This is a genomic window from Pseudomonas sp. Irchel 3E19, assembly GCF_900187585.1.
GTDB classification, from domain to species: domain Bacteria; phylum Pseudomonadota; class Gammaproteobacteria; order Pseudomonadales; family Pseudomonadaceae; genus Aquipseudomonas; species Aquipseudomonas baetica.
In genome coordinates this window covers 1-18,221 of sequence record NZ_FYDT01000039.1, presented here as the reverse complement: position 1 = coordinate 18,221, position 18,221 = coordinate 1, and the positions used below count along the sequence as shown (strand labels likewise).

Here is an 18,221-nt window from a genome sequence, read left to right as displayed (position 1 = left end):
TTTCATTTGTCGGAAGCCGTTTCTACTGTGGCTTTTCGTCGCATGTGGCGCTTTTCGAGAATTATTGTATACAAAAAAATAACTTATTGTGTTCTATTTGTTGCATCGGACTGCGGCACAAACGCGCAGTCCCACGATGTTCCCTATAACAAAATGAGGACGGCACCATGAGCGCTTTAACCTTGAAAGTCGCAGTCAACCTGGTCAATGAAGCCATCAGCGCAGGGCGGGCCATCTCCGCCGCGCCGCTGACCATCGCGGTACTCGATACCGGCGGCCACCTGATCACCCTGCAACGCGAAGACGGCGCCAGCCTGCTGCGCCCGCAAATCGCCATCGGCAAAGCCTGGGGCGCCATCGCCCTGGGCAAAGGCTCGCGTCTGCTGGCCCTGGACGCCCAACAACGCCCGGCCTTCATCGCCGCGCTCAACAGCATGGGGCAGGGCAGCGTCGTGCCGGCACCGGGCGGTGTGTTGATCCGTGATCAGGCGGGGGAGGTGTTGGGGGCGATCGGGATCAGTGGCGATCTGTCGGATGTTGATGAGCAGGTGGCGATCAAAGCGGTGCAGGCGCTGGATTTGAAGGCGGATGCGGGGGTGGCGGCTTGATCTTTAGCGCCTGATTAACCGCTATCGCGAGCAGGCTTACTCCTACAGGATCGTAGTCAGACACAAAATGTCTGAATGCCTTCGAGCCCCCTGTGGGAGCGAGCCTGCTCGCGAAGGCGATCTTGAATACATATCTGCTAAAAACCTTGCCACACCTTCCACCATTCCCAGAACTAGCCTCTTCATGAACTCAGCATGAGGAAGGCAAAGGAATGCCGGATTTATCAGCTTCACATCGCTTGCGCATTGGCCGCTACTCCGAACACAACCGCATCTACCTACTGACTACCAATACTGCAGGAAGGCTGCCTGTTTTCGGTGACTTTAAACTGGGTCGATTGGTCGTCAGCCAGTTTCGCGTCGCAGAAGAAAGGGGACTTGCCAACTCGTTGGCCTGGGTTGTCATGCCAGATCATTTTCACTGGCTGATTGAATTGAAGCGCGGTTCGCTAGGTGAGTTGATGCAACGAACCAAATCCCTCAGCACCAAAGCCGTGAATCTCTCGACCGGTCGAAATACCAGTCTTTGGCAATCAGGCTTTCATGATCGTGCGCTGCGCAAAGAAGAAGATCTGGTGAAGCTGGCTCGGTATATCGTGGCCAACCCGTTGCGGGCTGGTCTGGTTGAGACGCTTGGGGATTATCCGCTGTGGGATGCTATTTGGATCTGAACATAATTCTGTGTTGCTGCCATTCGCGAGCAGGCTCGCTCCCACAGGGAATTTGTGAACACCAAAGACCCAATGTGGGAGCGAGCCGCTCGCGAGGCAGTTGCCGCAGTGTCTCAGTCCGGCTCACACCCCTTCAGCACCAAACGGATAATCGTCTGCGCCGCCGCTTCATAGTCCGCCTCGTCCAGCTTGTCCTTACCGGTCACCGCTGAGATCTGCCAGTCGAAGTCGGCGTAGGTCTGGGTCGCGGCCCAGATGCTGAACATCAGATGGTTGGGGTCGATCGGGGCGATCTGGCCGCGGTCGATCCAGGTCTGGATGCAGTCGATGTTGTGTTTGGCCTGGCCGTTGAGCTGTTCGACCAGGTCGGCGCTCAGGTGTGGGGCGCCGTGCATGATTTCGCTGGCGAACACTTTGGAGGCGAAGGGCAGGTCGCGGGAGATGCGGATTTTCGAGCGGATGTAGCCGCTGAGGACTTCGCTCGGCACGCCGTCCGGATTGAACGGGGTCGACGCCTGCAGAATCGGCACGATGATACTTTCCAGCACCTCGCGGTAGAGGTTTTCCTTGGACTTGAAGTAGTAGTAGACGTTGGGCTTGGGCAATCCTGCCTTGGCGGCGATGTCGCTGGTTTTGGTCGCAGCGAAGCCCTTGTCGGCAAACTCCTCACTGGCGGCACGCAGGATCAGTTCTTTGTTGCGCTCGCGGATTGTGCTCATAAACCCGGTGGTTCCTTGCCTGTTCTGGCGGTTGCGCATGGTAGCACCGGCCTCGCGCGGCGCTCAAGAATGCCCCGTGTGGTCAGTGGTCGCGTTATGCTTCGCACCATTCATACATAAAAGGAAACAGGATTCATGGCAGGAAGCAGTTTGCTGGTGCTGATCGACGACATCGCCACCGTTCTGGATGACGTTGCGTTGATGACCAAAATGGCCGCCAAGAAGACCGCAGGCGTGCTCGGTGACGACTTGGCGCTGAATGCCCAGCAAGTCTCCGGCGTACGCGCCGAACGAGAAATCCCGGTTGTCTGGGCAGTGGCCAAAGGTTCGTTCGTCAACAAACTGATCCTGGTGCCATCGGCACTGGCGATCAGTGCGTTCGTGCCGTGGCTGGTAACGCCGCTGTTGATGGTCGGTGGCGCGTATCTGTGTTTCGAGGGTTTCGAGAAGCTGGCGCACAAGTTTCTCCACAGCAAGGCGGAAGATGACGCCGAGCATGCGCAACTGACCGAAGCGGTGGCCGATCCGGCAACCGATCTGGTGGCGTACGAGAAGGACAAGATCAAAGGTGCGATCCGCACTGACTTCATTCTCTCGGCAGAAATCATCGCGATCACCCTCGGCACCGTGGCTACTGCTTCGCTGTCCCAGCAAGTGATCGTGATGTCAGGCATCGCCATCGTCATGACCGTGGGCGTTTACGGTCTGGTGGCCGGTATCGTCAAGCTCGACGATCTCGGTCTCTGGCTGACGCAGAAGCCTGGGCAGATCGCCAAAAAAATCGGTAACGGCATCCTGGTCGCGGCACCGTACATGATGAAAACCCTGTCGGTGGTGGGCACCGCGGCAATGTTTCTGGTCGGTGGTGGCATCCTGACCCATGGCGTACCGGTGGTGGGGCACTGGATTGAGGGTGTTGGCGCGGCGGCGGGCGCTGCCGGGTTTGCAGTGCCGATGTTGCTCAACGGGGTGGTGGGGATTATTGCCGGTGGCGTGGTGTTACTTGCTGTGAGCCTGGTTGGCAAACTGTGGAAGGCTGCGCGGGCATAAAACGCCCGCGCTTGATCATGCCGGGACGGTAGCGTTCTGTAGCAAATGGTTCCACAGGTACTGCGCGACGGCTTCATCCGTGCACGGGCCAATGACCTCCGCGTCGGGAAGCGCCTGCATCAACTCGGCATGCGCGTTACCCATGAGCACCCCTTTGCCGACGCCGGACAACATGTCGGCGTCGTTCAATCCGTCGCCAAACGCGATGCATGCCTGCACGGGCACGTTCAGGAAGTCGGCGAGCTGTTTCAAGGCATTGCCCTTGGAGACGTCTCGGGTCATGACCTCCAGACACCATGGGAAGGTGAAGACAGTGCTGATCTGATCGCCCAGCAGTTGGTTCAGCCGTGTCTGCAACCTGAGCAGGGCGCCGTGATCCTTGTTCCGCTGAAAGAAAAACACCTTCTGCACGGCGGTCAACGGCAGGCTTTCGGACGCGCAGATCACCGGCTGAAAGGCTGGATTCTGGCTGAAGTCCTTGAGGTTTTCGTCTTCGCGGCTCATCAACCAACTGGACTGGCAGTAAAGGTTGATGGTCAGATCCGCGTCTCCTCGCGTTTCCTCCAGCAGTGTCTGGACGACGCTGGCCGGTAACTCTTCGCTCAGTGCAAGCCCACCGCAGGCGCTGGAAATGCGCGCACCATTGGACGTGATCAAATGAACCGGCAGCGACTGACTGTCGAGCAACGACTCGACGTCTGTCTGGTGTCGACCGGTAGCCAGCACGATGTGATGGCCGGCGTGGTTCAGGCTGTGAATCACGCTTTTGGTAAAAGCACCGAACGTACCGCCTGGCAGCAGCAGCGTGCCGTCCAGGTCAGAGGCAATAAGCAAGTACATGATGGCTCCTTCGAAGGGATCGCCCGCCGACCCGATTGCCGCGTGCGCAAGCAACCGAGCGGCGCCGCAAAGGTTACTGTCGTTCGCGCAGTTTCTCTGATTGTGCTTTGGTGAAGGTCATCCGCTCTTCCAGCCGGAGATTGTCCTTTTCGTAGTAGATGCTCATGTCGGCATGTTTCTGCGGGACCGCGACGATGCGCTCGATCAGCGGCAAGGTATCCACCAGCAACTGCCGGGCATAGCCCATCGCGCGGGTATAGGTGTCGATCACTTCTTCGAACTCGGGGTAGATGTTGAAGGCTACCTGATTGAGGATCGGCCCTTCGTCGATGCCCTCGCTGATCTCGTGCAACGTCGCGCCGTGCATCCGCTCGCCATTCTTCAGTGCCCAGTTGACCGGACGTACGCCGCGGTATTTCGGCAGGTAGGAAAGGTGCAGGTTGATGATTTTCGCGCAGCAATCGATGTAGCGCTTGGGCAAAATTCTCTTGTGGAAAATCACCAGGCAGATGTCACAGGCGAACGTGCCGTCGGCATAACCGGGCAAGTCTTCGATCAAGCCGCTTTCGACCACTTCGATCCCTTGCTCCCGGCAATACTGGATCAACGTGCGTTCAGTGCTGACCGGCTCGAAAGGATCGGCCACCACGTACGACACCGTATGGTCGGGGGACGCGTTGAAATACTCACAGGCGAAAATGGCCAGTTCGCCCTTGCCGCAAATCACTACCTTCTTAGGCAAGTTCAACGGTGCTCTCCTTCGGTTGGCTGCTGGTTTGTTTCAGTGATGCCAGATCCTGCATCACGCAAGTCAGGGCCTGGATCAAACGGGCGTTTTCGTCAGGCGTACGGCAGGAGATCCGGAAATACTTATCGGAATCGTCATTGCGCTTGCCCGAGCACTCCTTGATGTACATGTGGTGCTCGTCCAGCAACAACCGGGAAATGGTCTGGGCGTCGGCGTGATGGGTCTTGCAGTAAATGAAGTTTGCTTCAGTCTCGAAACCGCTGATGCCGTCGATCGCGTTCAGCGCCTGTTGAAACGCGCGAGTGTCGTTGATCACTTGTTGGCAACTGGCCAGGTATTCCTGTTGATACTGGGGCAGATGCAACAGGAACTCTTCGGCAAAGCCGTTGATGTTCCAGATCGGCAGCAGCGAATTGATCAGCGCCATCAATGTCCGGTTGGCACTGGCCAGGTAACCGATGCGAATTCCGCCGATACCGAACGTTTTGCTCATGCTGCGAATCACCACCAGGTTGGGATGGTCGTCGAGCACATTGAGCATGGTGCTGCTGGCATGGTTAGAGAAGTCGAGGAACGACTCATCGACGATCAGCGAGATGTCCAGTTCCAGCAACTGAACAGCAAGCGAAGCCAGCGCCGAGGCGGGCGTCAGGGCGCCAGTCGGGTTGTTGGGCGACTCGATGATCACTACCTCGGGACGCTGCTGCCGGCAGCTGGCGAGCAACGCGTCGATGTCGATAGCGAAGTCATCCTCTTCTCGCGTGTAGTGGCAGAGCGTGCGCTGCTCACCGAACACGTTCGCGTATTCGTTGAAGGACGGTACTGTCACCAACGCGCTGCCGGTATAGACGGACGGCAGCAATTTGATGATTTCCGCCGCACCATTGGCGATGCACAGGTGCCTTGCGGAGACACCGAGGAATTCGCTGAGCGACTCTTCGATGAGCTTTCTGCCGCCAGGGTAGTTCAGGAGGATGTGATCGAAGTTGTCCCTGATCTTGTCTTTCATCTGCTGTGGCGGGAAGTGGAAGTTGTAGATCAGGGCGAAGTCGAGCATCGGGTAGCGCCAGTAACCGCCGTGGCGGTTTTGTACGAAGCCCAGACGATCAAGACTGGAAATGTAGTTGCAGACCTTCAGGTCGTAATAAGTGTCGACTTCATACCATTCGGTGGTCGGCACGATGACCGTCTGAATATCCCACTTGCCCTCAAGCGAGGCTTTTTTGAACACGTCTTCGTAGTAGGCGTTGACGTTGTCTTTGCGCACGTTACTGGCGAGTTGTTTTTTGACGTGCTCGGCGAACGTGGTTGATCCGATCTGGTACAGGTTGACGGTCTTGTATTGGCCGTCATGCGCTTGGTGGCCGATGTCCTTGGTTGAGCCGAAACCCTGCAAATGGTCTCCCTCGAGCACGGCGTAGGTGCCCTCCATGTTCTTGCCGAGCGGCGACACCAGGGCGATCAGGTCACCGGGTTTTTGCAGAAGCTGTTGCAGGCTGGAGGCCGAGAAATAAATGTCGCCCTCGATGATCAGCGTGTTTGCGGTAATGTGCTCGCGCGCCAGATACAGCGAGTAGATGTTGTTGGTCGTGGCCCAGTCCGGGTTGCTGACAAACTCAAAGTTGATGGCGGTGTCCATTGCCCGAAGGTGAGCGGTAATGGTTTCGGACTGATAGCCGACCACCACCACCACGTTGGTGATACCCAACGTTCGGAGGTTGTTCAGGGCATTGTCGATGAAGGCGATATTGTTGGTCTTCACCAACGGCTTCGGCGTGTGGCGCGTGCGCTTGCCCAGGCGACTTCCGCGTCCGGCACACAGAATGATGGCTGTCTGGTTGTTCATTGTCATTTCCTTATTTAATGAAAGATGAGTCCGGGCACCACGTGCTGGTAGACCCATACGCCGTCGATCCTGCCGCGAAAGCTCTCCTCGCCACCGCTGTCGCCACCGGTCTTGATCCCGGCACCGAGGCCGAATGAGTGGAAGTTTTCCAGCACCCGACCCTCGCGAGTGATCGGATTGAGTTGCGCGTTGGTGAGCAGCCCGAAGTCGTCCTGTTGAAGTTCCAGTGGTGTGCCGTCGACATCCAGCAAGGGCACCAGCCCGGCCTTGTACCCGGTGCTGTGAATCAGCAAATCGGATCGTGCGATCAGACCCTGCACCTGATCGGTAGAGGCGTGCGCTATGTCCACGATGTCGAGATTGCGGATCAGCCCTTGTTTGATCTTGCGGGCGAATTCAAACGAGTCGTAGCGCAGGCCCGAATAGCGGTTGACCCTTTGACTTGCCTGGCAAATATCGGCATCGACAAACGGATAGTCTTGCTCGCGGGCGGAGGCTGGGGAGTCAAAGAACAGTTTGAAATCGCGTTTGGTCAGCAACGTGATGGTGCCTGGGAAATCCAGCTGTTCAACCAGACGAATCAGGCAGGAAATGGCGCTGTGCGAAGAACCAACGATGGTCAGGTTCTTGTATGCGCCACTTTTCAATGCCTGGTCGTACGTGCCCTTGAGCAGTGCGTCCGAGTTGATGTTGTGATGCGGGTGCTGCACGGTGGCTTGATTGAGCCGGCCGCCAATGTTGAAGATGATCTTTTTGCACAGCGCCTCTACACGCTGGCCATCGAGCAGGTAACTGACGCGGTAGTGGCCTTGCGGGGTCAGGCGAACTTCGCAGACCGTCGACTCAGTGGAAATTTCGAAGCGTTTGTAGAGCGATTGATGCTCGGTAACGTAAGTGCCGATGTGTTCGAGGAAGCGCCCAACGTGGTGCAGCTCAACTGCTTCAGTGCGCCGCTCGGAAAAATATTTCCATTCTGCTGTGCTCTGCAGGAAGCGGCTCAGATCGTCTGTACGGTCCTGGAATTTTTCCAGAAAGACCACGCCAAGCGAGTTGGCGGTAATCCGGTATTGACCGATTTCGCCGCTGCCCAGTGTTTTGGATTTCTCAAGTATCAGGCAGCGTTGTATCTGTTCATTGTGAATAAGATCAGGTAACAACGAGATATTGGCGGGTCCGGCACCACATAGGATGAGGTCATAAATCGGCGTATTCATGGTGTTTGCCTGATAGTTGAGAAGTTCGAGAAATTTACTTTTTCGAGGCGAAGAAGTTTCCCGCTACCGTTGTTGGTGCGCAGGGATGGAACTATGGAAACTTCGTGTCGAGTGGTCAGTTATGCACTGGCGCCGTTTCGATGTTGATCGCCGAAGCGTCTGTTTCAGCAATGGCTTTTTTGTGCCGGAAGATGCCGATAAATATGGCCGTCATCAGAAGGCTGGCAAGCGTCAGGAATATATAAAGCGCCGTTCCGCTGAGTCTCTGTATAAACACGCCGCCGACAATCGGCGCAAGGGAAAAGCCGATGCTATATAAAGAGGCTGCGCCAAAGTAGGCTCCGCGCAAGTTCGGCGGGGCCAGGCTGTCGACAAACATATTGATACATGGAAAGAGCAACGTCTGGCTGATACTCATGATCAGTACGGCGCTGTACCACAGCGGTTTGACGTCATAGAAATGCGCGGCCAAGGCAAAAACCGCCTCGCTGATGACCAGCAGTGCCGAGCCCAGGTAGATCTTGGTATTCAACGATACCGATGACAGGGCGCTGGCAAGCGGCAGTTGCAGCAGGACGATCGTCGAGGCATGCAAGACGATCAGTGAAGCGACAAAGGGCAGGTAGCCGTCGAAAGCCAGGGCAGCCATCAGTTGCGGCAGGCTGGAGTCAAAACTGCCGAAGATGAACATCATGATGATGTTATTGATCACCAGCGCCAGGAATAAACGGTCTTTCGCAAGTACGCCCATGGTACTTTTGAAGCTGGTGGTATTGACCGCTTTAAGGCTCACACCTTTTCCGAAGACCAGCACGCTGACCAGCAGCAGAACGTAGGAGGCTGTCACCAGCACGAACGACAGAGAGTCTGAGGAGATCCCCAATTTCAGGCCGAAATAGGGGCCGGTCGCCGCTCCGGCATTCAAAAAAAAGTAGCGCAGATGCATGGCGCGCTCGATCAGAGCCCGTGACTCGATGATATCGCCAATGACGGTTTTGATCGGGTTGTTGACCAGCGCCCACGACAGGTTCGCCAGCAAAGTGCCTGCGATGTAGCCATACGCATTGCTGCTGACACCCAGCAGCAGATAAGAAGTTGCAGCGACGACGCAGCCCAGTACGATGATTTTCAAGCGGCCGATCTTGTCTGACAGGTAGCCGCTGTAAAAACTCACGATCGATGACAGTGCGATGGACAGTGTCAGGATCAGACCGATAAATGTCGCACTGAAACCAAATCGGGTATACAGCACGATCGAGATAAACGGCCAGACCATCATTGATGTTGCGCGGGTGACAAAGGTGCCGATAAACAATATCCAGATGAACAGTGGCATCTCGGACAGATATCGACGGATACCGGTTCTTATTGAAATATGCATATTTAAAGGTGGCCGCAGTTCAACCTCTGATTTGGTGCAGGTTGAAGTTGTTTGATCAATGCACTGCCAAAGTCACGCGCTGTAGTATTTCATCCGCATCTATTTGAAGATGCACGGCGCGTTATGCCAGTCGAGTGGCATGTTTTAACGTGTCGATGGATGTTTTACTCATCATGCGAGCAACTCGCTATGCGCAAGTTTCGCTGAAAATTGAATAATAACGTCCGCGGCTACCGACAACCTGTAAGTGGCGGGTAGAAACGCGTCGAGAGGGAGGATAGGGCGAGACCGATATCATTCCTTGATTGTCGTTGAACACATCATTGCTTCCTTGGCAGTGTTGATCCGAGTCTACATAAAGCGTCACAAAATGTTAATAAAAAATTCACATTTAAATTTTTGTGTTCGATTTCGAATGCGCGTATCGCTGTCACTCCCGAGTTCGTTAAGCGCAGGGCGCCCAATTTAATAGACGAATCGGCAATGGCGGTCTTTACCCTGGCGGACGCCGGGTGCTGGCATGAAAGAGGCAGCGGGGGGGAGGCGGGGGCGCTGGCAAGCCCCCACAAATCGGTGCTTGCCAGCGCTTTGCAGCAGTTACTCGGCGATCTGCAGCTTGCGTGACTCGGTGTATACGTAGCGCACTTTTTCGTATTCGAATGGTGAGTTCAGCTGACCATAGCGGAAGCTGGTCTGGTAGCGCTTGTCGACCGCGCGCAGGGCCCAGATTTCCGGGTGGTTGGAGCTGACTTCCGAGACGTTGAGGAAGTTGATCGCTGATTCGGTGGTGTAGTCGACAGCCAGGCCTGCGGTATCGCGCAGGTTGGATGGGCCGAAGATCGGCAGGACGAAGTAGGCGCCGCCCGGTACGCCGTAGAAGCCCAGGGTCTGACCGAAGTCCTCGTTCTGACGCGGCAGGCCCATGGCGGTCGCCGGGTCCCACAGGCCGGCGATGCCGATGGTGGTGTTGAGCAGCAGGCGCGCAGTGGTTTCCATTGAACGCTGGCCCTTGAACTGCAGCAGGCTGTTGACCAGGTTCGGCACGTCGCCAAGGTTATTGAAGAAGTTGCTCACGCCGGTGCGCACGAAGCCCGGTGTGACGTAGCGGTAACCATCGACCACGGGCAGAAACACCCATTGGTCGAAGCGGTAGTTGAAGTGGTAAACCCGGCGGTTCCACGATTCCAGTGGGTCGTAGACGTTCAGTGCGTTGAGCGTCGAGCGCTCGAATTCGCGCTGATCCAGCCCCGGGTTGAACTTGAGTTTGGACAGCGGCTCCTTGAAGCCATCGCTGTCGACCACCACCGGTGCATTGGCTTTGCTGTTGTCGGCCTGGGCCACGCCTGCACAGAGTAACGCTGCAATCAGCAGGAGATATTTAGCCACGGAAGAACTCCAGCATGGCGTCGCTGTTGACGCGGTAGTTAAGGTTGCCGCAATGGCCACCCAGTGGGTAAACGGTCAGGCGATCGCCGAATGTCTTGCGCAGGAAACCGAGGTCACCCGGGCCGAGGATCACGTCGTCGGCGTTGTGCATGACGGCGATTTTCGGGCTGTCGTGCAGGTAATCCTTCAGGGCGTACAGGCTGACCTGGTCGATCAGTTGCAGCAGGCTGCCGCCGTCGGTGCGCGCGCGCCACATCGGAATCACTTGTTCAGTCAGGTAGCAATCGAAGTCGCATTGCAGCGCGCGCTTGAGGAACGGCGTCAGGCTGGTGCCTTCGGTGATCGGGAATTTCGGCGGGGTGATCAGGCCTCGACGGTTGATCAGGTCCGAAGTGAAGGCGATGTCGGCAGCCGAAAAGCGGAACGAGGTACCGATCAGCATCGCCATCTGCTCGTTGCTCAGATGCTGCTTGGACTGTTGGAAGTCGTAGAGTAGGGCGTCATTGAGGTCGATATAGCCTTTCTGCTGGAAGTACCGGGTCAACTTGGACAGCACCAGTTCATAGAACGTGGTGCTGTTGTTGATGCCTTTGACCTCGGTCTGCACCAGCTTGTCGAGGTTGGTGATCGAGGTGTAGAGGTTCACCGGCGGATTGAGCAGCAGGACTTTCTTGAAGTTGAAGCTACGACGGGTTTCGTCCAGATGCGCGACGAATGCAGCATCGAGAGCGCCGAGGCTATAGCCCGTGAGGTAGTACTCGGTGACCGGCAGTTTCGGGTTTTGCGCCCGCACGGCCTGCATCACACGGTACATGTCTTCGGCGTCTTCCTTGGTCACACCCGGCGTGGCGAAGCGCGAGGCGGCGCTGATGAAGTCGAAGCTGGTTGGCGACGACAGCTGCACGACGTGATAGCCGGCCTTGTAGTAGAGCTTTTTCAGGTATTCGTTGAGCGTGCTGTCGTAGCGCGCGCCGGTGCCGGCGATCAGGAAGATCAGCGGCGCTGGCTTGTCCTGTTCGGCGATGCGGTAGGTAAGCTTTTTCACCGGCCAGAAATTGTCCGGCAGGATGAACTCGCGTTCCGGGCGCAAGGTGACGCTGCGGTCCGACTGATTGATGTCGTCGTCCAGCGGCAACTCCGGGCGCAAGTCCGGCGGTGTCGTGGCGATGGTCGCCTCGAACGGGTTGGTCAGGGGATAGCCATAACTGGCGGCGTCGATATCCACCGCCAGTGCGGACGCACTCAAAATAAGGCCGCTGAACAGCGCGGCGAAGCGCAAGGAACGGAGCATGACTAGATCCCTTAGAGGAAGGTGCCGAATGAAGTTCGCAGGCTATGACCACCGGGGTTGCGCCAAAGTGCCATGCTGCGGCACCAAACAGGCAGAATTCGGAGTAATAGTAGCTGGACGATACACTTTGCAAGGTTTGGCTGACCAGTTAAGTGTTGTTAGCGCTTGCGTATAGCGGGCGGCAGATTAAGCTGGCCGCCGATTTCCGTTGATTGGAGTGCTCCATGTCCCGCCGCTTGCCCGTGATTCTGCTGCTCGTTTTGCTGCCGTTATGGCTGGCCGCCAGTTATGGCGCGCGTTATGGCTTCATGGAGGATGGGCAGTGGGTCGGCATCTGCGTTGATGAGACCAGTCGCTGGGAGTGTCAGCTACGGTCGAACCTGGGGCTTATGATTCATTTCAAGGTATTGGGCTGGGCGGCGCTGGGTGCGGCGGTGATTGGCTATGTCGTGCCGGGGCGGACAGGGTGGTGGCTGGCGGTGCTGGCGTTGGTGTTCGGGCTGCCGGCGCTGGCGTTGTACAACACGACGTTGGCGGTGTTTGCGGTGGTGATTGCCGGGCTGCGCCTGGTCAGAGCCTCCCGTAGCGCCTGACAATCAGCCTTCGCGAGCAAGCCCGCTCCCACAGGAGAATGCATTCCAAATGTGGGAGCGAGCCTGCTCGCGAAGAGGCCAGTACAGACGCTGAAGATCAGCGGGTGCGGACGCGAAGGCAGCGCCACAGTGCCGCGACCATCAACAAGCTCACCAGCGCCCAACCCCAGGCCTGCTGATTCAGCAATCCTTCTTCATACAACTGCGGCGCAATGCCGGCGCCGATGATAAAGGTCAGCAGCGCAATCTCCCGACGCGGTACGTTGACCGGTCGGCACAGGTAAACCAGCGCCGGCACGACAAACGCCATGCTCGCAAAACTGCGATAACGCGCATCGAATACCATCTCTAGCATCATCACCGCCGCCGCGAACCCTGCCGCTGCCACGAGCCACCCAGCGCGACGTTCCAGCAGATTGAACGCCCGTTCACGCCAGCCGGTACGTGCGCTCAGCGTCAGCGCGGCATGCGCCAGCACCAACAGATTCAACGCTGTCAGCAAGCCCACCCACAACCACTCGCTGGCAAACCGCGTGGTCACTCGCGCCAGATCACCCCAGGCACCGATGGAACAAGCGGCGAGGGCGCCCAACACTGGCAGCACTAGCGCCGCACGCGTCGTGCGTACGCGGCCGCCAAGAATCAGCGTCCCAAGAAAAATCAAACCACCCACCGCCAGCCATTGTTTCCAGTACGGCACATTCGTTACCGGGCCAGCGAGTACGCCCTTGTCCTGGCGATCGGCATCGAACAGGCCCCAATAACCGCCGACCGCACCTTCACTCGCGCGTTTCCATGGCTGGTCAAACGCTTCGATCAGGTTGTAATGCCAGCCTTCTTTCTCGGCCATCGCGACAAAACCACGAATGAACTTGGCCTCGTTGACCCGGCTCGGCAGGGCGGTCTCGCGCTGACGGCCTTCGCTCGGCCAGCCGGTTTCGCCAATCATCACGTCCTTGGGCGCGAACTTGTTGCCGAATACCTGACGTACATCCGCCACGTGTTGCAGCGCCGCATCGATATTCGACGGATCGTCTTCCCAGTACGGCAGCAAGTGAATGGTCAGGAAATCCACCGCCGGCGCGACTTCCGGGTGTTTGAGCCAGAACTCCCAGACATCGGCATAGGTGACCGGTTGTTTGATCTGGCTCTTCACTTTGGTGATCAGTCTGACCAGTTGTGCGGCGGTGACTTCTTTACGCAGTAATGCTTCGTTACCGACGATCACCGCGTTGACCACGTCCGGGTTGGCATTGGCCGATTGGATCAGCAGATCGACTTCCTTCTCGGTGTCCACCGGGTTGCTGTTGACCCAGGCGCCGATCATCAATTTCAGGCCATGTTTTCGCGCCAGATCCGGCAGCGCTTCGAGGCCTGTCATCGAATAGGTCCGGATGCATTCGAAGCGCGTCGCCAGCAGGGCGAGGTCGGCGTCCATGCGCTCCGGACGCAACTTGAACGGCACGTCGAACGGCGACTGGTCTTTGTCGAACGGCGTGTAAGACGCGCACTGCAGCTTGTGCGTCGGGGTGGCGGCGTCCGGCAGGCTCACCGGTTTGCCCAGCCCGTACCAGAAGCCACCAAGGCCGAAGAGGCCGAGCAGGCAGGCGAATATGTAAGGAAGCAAAGCAAAGCGGGACGTCGCGGACATGGTCAGGCCGAGTGGCTGCAAAGCGACGCATGTTACCTGCATTTAGCAGGGGGTTGGTGGCTTGCATGGTTTTGACATGCAAAGTTCGGGCGGATTTTCTGGCGTCATTTATATAGGTGCGATTAATGGCTTTCTGATGTCGTTTCTCGTTGCCTTGAGGTCGCTGACAGAGCAGGTCGCCTCGGGCGTCAGGTTGATGATCGAAAGCGTCAGTACTCCACTGATGTCCGGCCGAGTTTGCGATTAGGCGTGATGGGGGCGCTGTGCACCATAACAATACGTTGACGCCGCCCGTCATCCGTCGGGCGCAGCATTTCGGGGAAGTAACGATGAAGATGCGACGACTTTTAGGCGCAGGTGCCGCTCTGGCGCTTGCGATGAGCTCCACTTTCGCCAGCGCTGAAAAACAGACCCTGAACATCGGTTACGTTGACGGCTGGTCCGACAGCGTCGCGACCACCCACGTGGCGGCCGAAGTGATCAAGCAGAAACTTGGCTACGACGTGAAACTGCAAGCCGTCGCCACCGGGATCATGTGGCAAGGTGTGGCCACCGGCAAACTCGACGCCATGCTCTCCGCCTGGCTGCCGGTCACCCACGGCGAATACTGGACGAAGAACAAGGATCAGGTCGTCGATTACGGCCCGAACTTCAAGGATGCGAAAATCGGCCTGATCGTTCCGGAGTACGTTAAAGCCAAGTCCATCGAAGACCTGAAAACCGACGACACCTTCAAGAATCGCATTGTCGGCATTGATGCCGGTTCAGGCGTGATGCTCAAGACTGATCAGGCGATCAAGGATTACGGCCTCGACAAATACACCCTCAAAGCCAGTTCTGGCGCCGGCATGATCGCCGAGCTGACCCGTGCCGAGAAGAAAAATGAATCCATCGCCGTCACCGGTTGGGTGCCGCACTGGATGTTCGCCAAGTGGAAACTGCGCTTCCTCGACGATCCGAAAGGCGTGTATGGCGCGGCTGAAACCGTGAACAGCATCGGCAGCAAAGGGCTGGATGCCAAGGCGCCGGAAGTGGCCAAGTTCCTGAAGAACTTCCAGTGGGCTTCCAAAGACGAAATCGGCGAAGTGATGCTGGCGATTCAGGATGGTGCCAAGCCCGACGCTGCTGCGAAAGATTGGGTAGCCAAACACCCGGATCGCGTGGCTGACTGGACTAAATAAAAGCCTCACCGCCTAACCCTGTGGGAGCGAGCCTGCTCGCGAATGCGATCTGTCAGTTGATGCAAATATCGACTGATCTGACGCCTTCGCGAGCAGGCTCGCTCCCACAGTTGTTTTGTGGCGTACCGGAAATTGGCAAAAGTGTCATGGCGTTCTACTACTAAGGTCGTCTGGAACCTCTCCCGCAGCCGCATACATTAGCTACGTTCCAACAATAATCTGTGCTGCGAGGATAAAAACAATGAACGACAGCATTTACCTCTCGATTCAAAACAGTCCCCGATTCAAGGAGCTGGTGCGAAAAAGGGAAAAGTTCGCCTGGATACTCTCGGCGATCATGCTCGGGCTCTACTCTGGCTTCATCCTTCTGATCGCTTACGGGCCGCACATACTGGGCGCCAAACTCAGTCCTGAATCCTCGATTACCTGGGGCATTCCGATCGGTGTCGGACTGATTCTTTCAGCATTCATCCTCACCGGGATCTACGTGCGCCGCGCCAATGGCGAGTTTGACGACCTGAACAATGCGATTCTCAAGGAGGCTCAGCAATGATCCGGCGTCTACTTTCTCTATTGACCGTTGCAGCTTTCGCGCCGTGTGCTTTTGCGGCTGACGCCTTGACGGGCGCAGTGGCCAAGCAGCCACTGAACATTCCAGCCATCCTGATGTTCGTGGCGTTCGTTGGCGCCACCTTGTACATCACCTACTGGGCCTCGAAGAAAAACAACTCGGCGGCCGACTACTATGCGGCGGGCGGCAAGATCACCGGTTTCCAGAATGGTCTGGCGATCGCCGGTGACTACATGTCGGCGGCGTCCTTCCTGGGGATTTCAGCGCTGGTGTTCACCTCCGGCTACGATGGCCTGATCTACTCGATCGGCTTTCTGGTGGGCTGGCCGATCATTCTGTTCCTGATCGCCGAGCGTCTGCGTAACCTGGGTAAATACACCTTTGCCGACGTGGCGTCCTACCGCCTCGGGCAAACCCAGATTCGCACCCTGTCTGCCTGCGGTTCGCTGGTGGTGGTGGCGTTCTACCTGATCGCGCAAATGGTTGGTGCCGGCAAGTTGATCCAACTGTTGTTCGGTCTGGACTACCACGTGGCGGTGATTCTGGTCGGTGTGCTGATGTGCATGTACGTGCTGTTCGGCGGCATGCTGGCGACCACTTGGGTGCAGATCATCAAGGCTGTGCTGTTGCTGTCCGGTGCCTCGTTCATGGCGCTGATGGTGATGAAGCACGTCAACTTCGACTTCAACATGCTGTTCTCCGAGGCGATCAAGGTTCACCCTAAAGGTGAAGCGATCATGAGCCCTGGCGGCTTGGTGAAAGATCCGGTTTCGGCGTTCTCCCTCGGTCTGGCGCTGATGTTCGGTACTGCTGGCCTGCCACACATTCTGATGCGCTTCTTCACCGTGAGCGACGCTAAAGAAGCCCGTAAGAGCGTGCTGTACGCAACCGGTTTCATTGGCTACTTCTACATTCTGACCTTCATCATCGGCTTCGGCGCGATCCTGCTGGTCAGCACCAACCCTGCCTTCAAGGATGCTGCTGGCGCGCTACTCGGCGGCAACAACATGGCGGCGGTGCACTTGGCCAACGCCGTCGGCGGTAGCATCTTCCTCGGCTTCATTTCGGCTGTAGCGTTCGCGACCATTCTGGCGGTTGTGGCGGGTCTGACCCTGGCCGGTGCATCGGCGGTGTCTCACGACCTGTATGCCAGTGTGATCAAGAAGGGCAAGGCAAACGAGAAGGATGAGATCCGCGTATCGAAGATCACTACCATTGCCTTGGCAGTGCTGGCGATTGGTCTGGGTATCCTGTTCGAAAGCCAGAACATCGCGTTCATGGTTGGCCTGGCGTTCTCGATCGCGGCGAGCTGCAACTTCCCGGTGCTGCTGCTTTCGATGTACTGGAAGAAGCTGACTACTCGCGGTGCGATGATCGGTGGCTGGCTGGGACTGGTGAGTGCGGTCGGCCTGATGGTGCTTGGCCCGACCATCTGGGTGCAGATTCTGCATCATGAGAAGGCGATCTTCCCTTACGAGTATCCTGCGTTGTTCTCGATGATCATCGCGTTTGTTGGGATCTGGTTCTTCTCGATCACTGACAAGTCGGCGGCTGCGGATAACGAGCGGGCGCTGTTCTTCCCGCAGTTTGTGCGTTCGCAGACGGGGTTGGGGGCGAGTGGGGCGGTTTCGCACTGATGGTTTGATGGTTTGACGTTTTAGTGAATGCCCCGGTTGAGAGATCGGGGCATTTTTTGTGGGCGGTTATCGGGCTCTGGTGTGTATTTTTTGATTGGGTGTATATCCGTTGCTGCGGTAACGGCGGCTTAGGGTTCCGCCCTGACGGCGGGTCACTTTTGACAAACGCCCGGAATGCCGGCCCAGCCAAAAGTAACCAAAAGGGCTTTACCCTGACGTACGGCCCTCGCTTAGGCTCGGGTCCCTTCGCTGCGGGATTGATCCGGGCGCAGTCGCCTGCGGTTTGCTGCGCTGCACCTCCTCTCGATGTGTTTGGCTTCGCCAAACGGTCGCTGCGCTCCCACCCCCGGATCAATCCCTTCACTCAGCCTGCCGACGGGCTCCGAGATCAAGATCAAGAGCGGTACTTGAGCTTGCGCTCATTGTGTTGAGTGGGGCGGCTTTGCCGCATGCAGGGTGTTCTTATTCTCTTTCTGGAGCTGGCTTGCCAGCGATGGCGGCCTGACAGCCGACCAATCTCTGGCGGGTCTACTCAACCCCATTGTGGGAGCGAGCCTGCTCGCGAAGGCGGCCTGACAGCCGACCCATATCTGACAGGTGTACTCAACTCCAATGTAGGAGCTGCCGAAGGCTCGGGCCGCGATCGGACGATCTTTTGATCTTGCTTCGCGTCGCGAAGGCTCTTGACGTTGCTTTTGATCTCCAGGCCCATCGGCAGGCCGAGCGTAGGTGTTCATCCGGGGGGGGGGGGGGGGCAGGCGCGCAGCGCCGTGCGGCGAAGCCGCATACATCGAGAGGAGGTGCAGCGAAGCAAACCGTGGGCGATGCCCCCGG

16 protein-coding genes are annotated in these 18,221 nt (G+C 57.4%); 7 read left to right on the top strand and 9 right to left on the bottom strand.

Annotated elements, in window-relative coordinates; all coding sequences use genetic code 11:
* Positions 1–167: 167 nt before the first annotated feature.
* Positions 168–608 (top strand): heme-binding protein, encoded by a 441-nt coding sequence (locus CKW18_RS21630; protein WP_095190664.1) that lies wholly within the window; start codon positions 168–170, stop codon positions 606–608.
* Positions 609–820: 212 nt separating this feature from the next.
* Positions 821–1,279 (top strand): transposase, encoded by a 459-nt coding sequence (locus CKW18_RS21625; RefSeq protein ID WP_095190663.1) that lies wholly within the window; start codon positions 821–823, stop codon positions 1,277–1,279.
* Between the two features lie 113 nt (positions 1,280–1,392).
* Here the strand turns inward: CKW18_RS21625 and CKW18_RS21620 are convergent, their stop codons facing one another.
* A complete protein-coding gene (locus CKW18_RS21620; protein WP_007959290.1) occupies positions 1,393–1,998 on the bottom strand; it encodes a TetR/AcrR family transcriptional regulator in 606 nt (201 codons plus the stop codon).
* 135 nt (positions 1,999–2,133) lie between these two features.
* Here CKW18_RS21620 and CKW18_RS21615 point away from each other — a divergent pair, with 135 nt between their 5' ends.
* Entirely contained in the window at positions 2,134–3,048 is a 915-nt protein-coding gene (locus tag CKW18_RS21615; protein ID WP_095190662.1) for a DUF808 domain-containing protein, read from the top strand.
* A gap of 15 nt (positions 3,049–3,063) precedes the next feature.
* On the opposite strand, the gene CKW18_RS21610 is transcribed toward CKW18_RS21615, so the two are convergent.
* From CKW18_RS21610 to CKW18_RS21580, 7 genes are all read right to left on the bottom strand, one after another.
* The gene (locus tag CKW18_RS21610) at positions 3,064–3,888 is read right to left on the bottom strand and encodes a Cof-type HAD-IIB family hydrolase (RefSeq protein WP_095190661.1); all 825 of its coding nucleotides are present in this window, start codon (positions 3,886–3,888) and stop codon (positions 3,064–3,066) included.
* Between the two features lie 73 nt (positions 3,889–3,961).
* Positions 3,962–4,636 (bottom strand): formyltransferase family protein, encoded by a 675-nt coding sequence (locus tag CKW18_RS21605; protein ID WP_170947299.1) that lies wholly within the window; start codon positions 4,634–4,636, stop codon positions 3,962–3,964.
* Complete coding sequence (locus tag CKW18_RS21600; RefSeq protein WP_095190660.1) at positions 4,623–6,482, bottom strand: aminotransferase class I/II-fold pyridoxal phosphate-dependent enzyme; 1,860 nt, start codon at positions 6,480–6,482, stop codon at positions 4,623–4,625. Before CKW18_RS21600 ends, CKW18_RS21605 begins: the two co-directional genes overlap by 14 nt.
* A 14-nt stretch (positions 6,483–6,496) precedes the next feature.
* Positions 6,497–7,696, bottom strand: a complete 1,200-nt coding sequence (locus CKW18_RS21595) for a hypothetical protein (RefSeq protein WP_095190659.1) — start codon at positions 7,694–7,696, stop codon at positions 6,497–6,499.
* A 115-nt stretch (positions 7,697–7,811) separates the two neighbouring features.
* A complete protein-coding gene (locus tag CKW18_RS21590) occupies positions 7,812–9,032 on the bottom strand; it encodes an MFS transporter (RefSeq protein WP_238156269.1) in 1,221 nt (406 codons plus the stop codon).
* A 642-nt stretch (positions 9,033–9,674) separates the two neighbouring features.
* A complete protein-coding gene (locus CKW18_RS21585; protein WP_095190657.1) occupies positions 9,675–10,463 on the bottom strand; it encodes a VacJ family lipoprotein in 789 nt (262 codons plus the stop codon).
* Positions 10,456–11,754, bottom strand: a complete 1,299-nt coding sequence (locus CKW18_RS21580; protein ID WP_095190656.1) for a serine/threonine protein kinase — start codon at positions 11,752–11,754, stop codon at positions 10,456–10,458. Before CKW18_RS21580 ends, CKW18_RS21585 begins: the two co-directional genes overlap by 8 nt.
* A gap of 224 nt (positions 11,755–11,978) precedes the next feature.
* Here CKW18_RS21580 and CKW18_RS21575 point away from each other — a divergent pair, with 224 nt between their 5' ends.
* Positions 11,979–12,347 (top strand): hypothetical protein, encoded by a 369-nt coding sequence (locus CKW18_RS21575; protein WP_095190655.1) that lies wholly within the window; start codon positions 11,979–11,981, stop codon positions 12,345–12,347.
* 97 nt (positions 12,348–12,444) lie between these two features.
* On the opposite strand, the gene CKW18_RS21570 is transcribed toward CKW18_RS21575, so the two are convergent.
* Positions 12,445–14,040, bottom strand: a complete 1,596-nt coding sequence (locus tag CKW18_RS21570) for a beta (1-6) glucans synthase (protein ID WP_095190654.1) — start codon at positions 14,038–14,040, stop codon at positions 12,445–12,447.
* Positions 14,041–14,327: 287 nt separating this feature from the next.
* Between CKW18_RS21570 and CKW18_RS21560 the strand changes: the two genes are divergently transcribed.
* The 3 genes from CKW18_RS21560 to CKW18_RS21550 all read left to right on the top strand — a co-directional run bounded on the left by CKW18_RS21560 (position 14,328) and on the right by CKW18_RS21550 (position 17,387).
* The gene (locus tag CKW18_RS21560) at positions 14,328–15,179 is read left to right on the top strand and encodes a glycine betaine ABC transporter substrate-binding protein (RefSeq protein WP_095190653.1); all 852 of its coding nucleotides are present in this window, start codon (positions 14,328–14,330) and stop codon (positions 15,177–15,179) included.
* A gap of 241 nt (positions 15,180–15,420) precedes the next feature.
* Positions 15,421–15,732, top strand: coding sequence for a DUF485 domain-containing protein (locus tag CKW18_RS21555; protein WP_047600264.1), 312 nt, complete (start codon positions 15,421–15,423; stop codon positions 15,730–15,732).
* Entirely contained in the window at positions 15,729–17,387 is a 1,659-nt protein-coding gene (locus tag CKW18_RS21550; RefSeq protein ID WP_095190652.1) for a cation acetate symporter, read from the top strand. The genes CKW18_RS21555 and CKW18_RS21550 overlap by 4 nt, the downstream gene beginning before the upstream one ends.
* Positions 17,388–18,221: the final 834 nt, after the last annotated feature.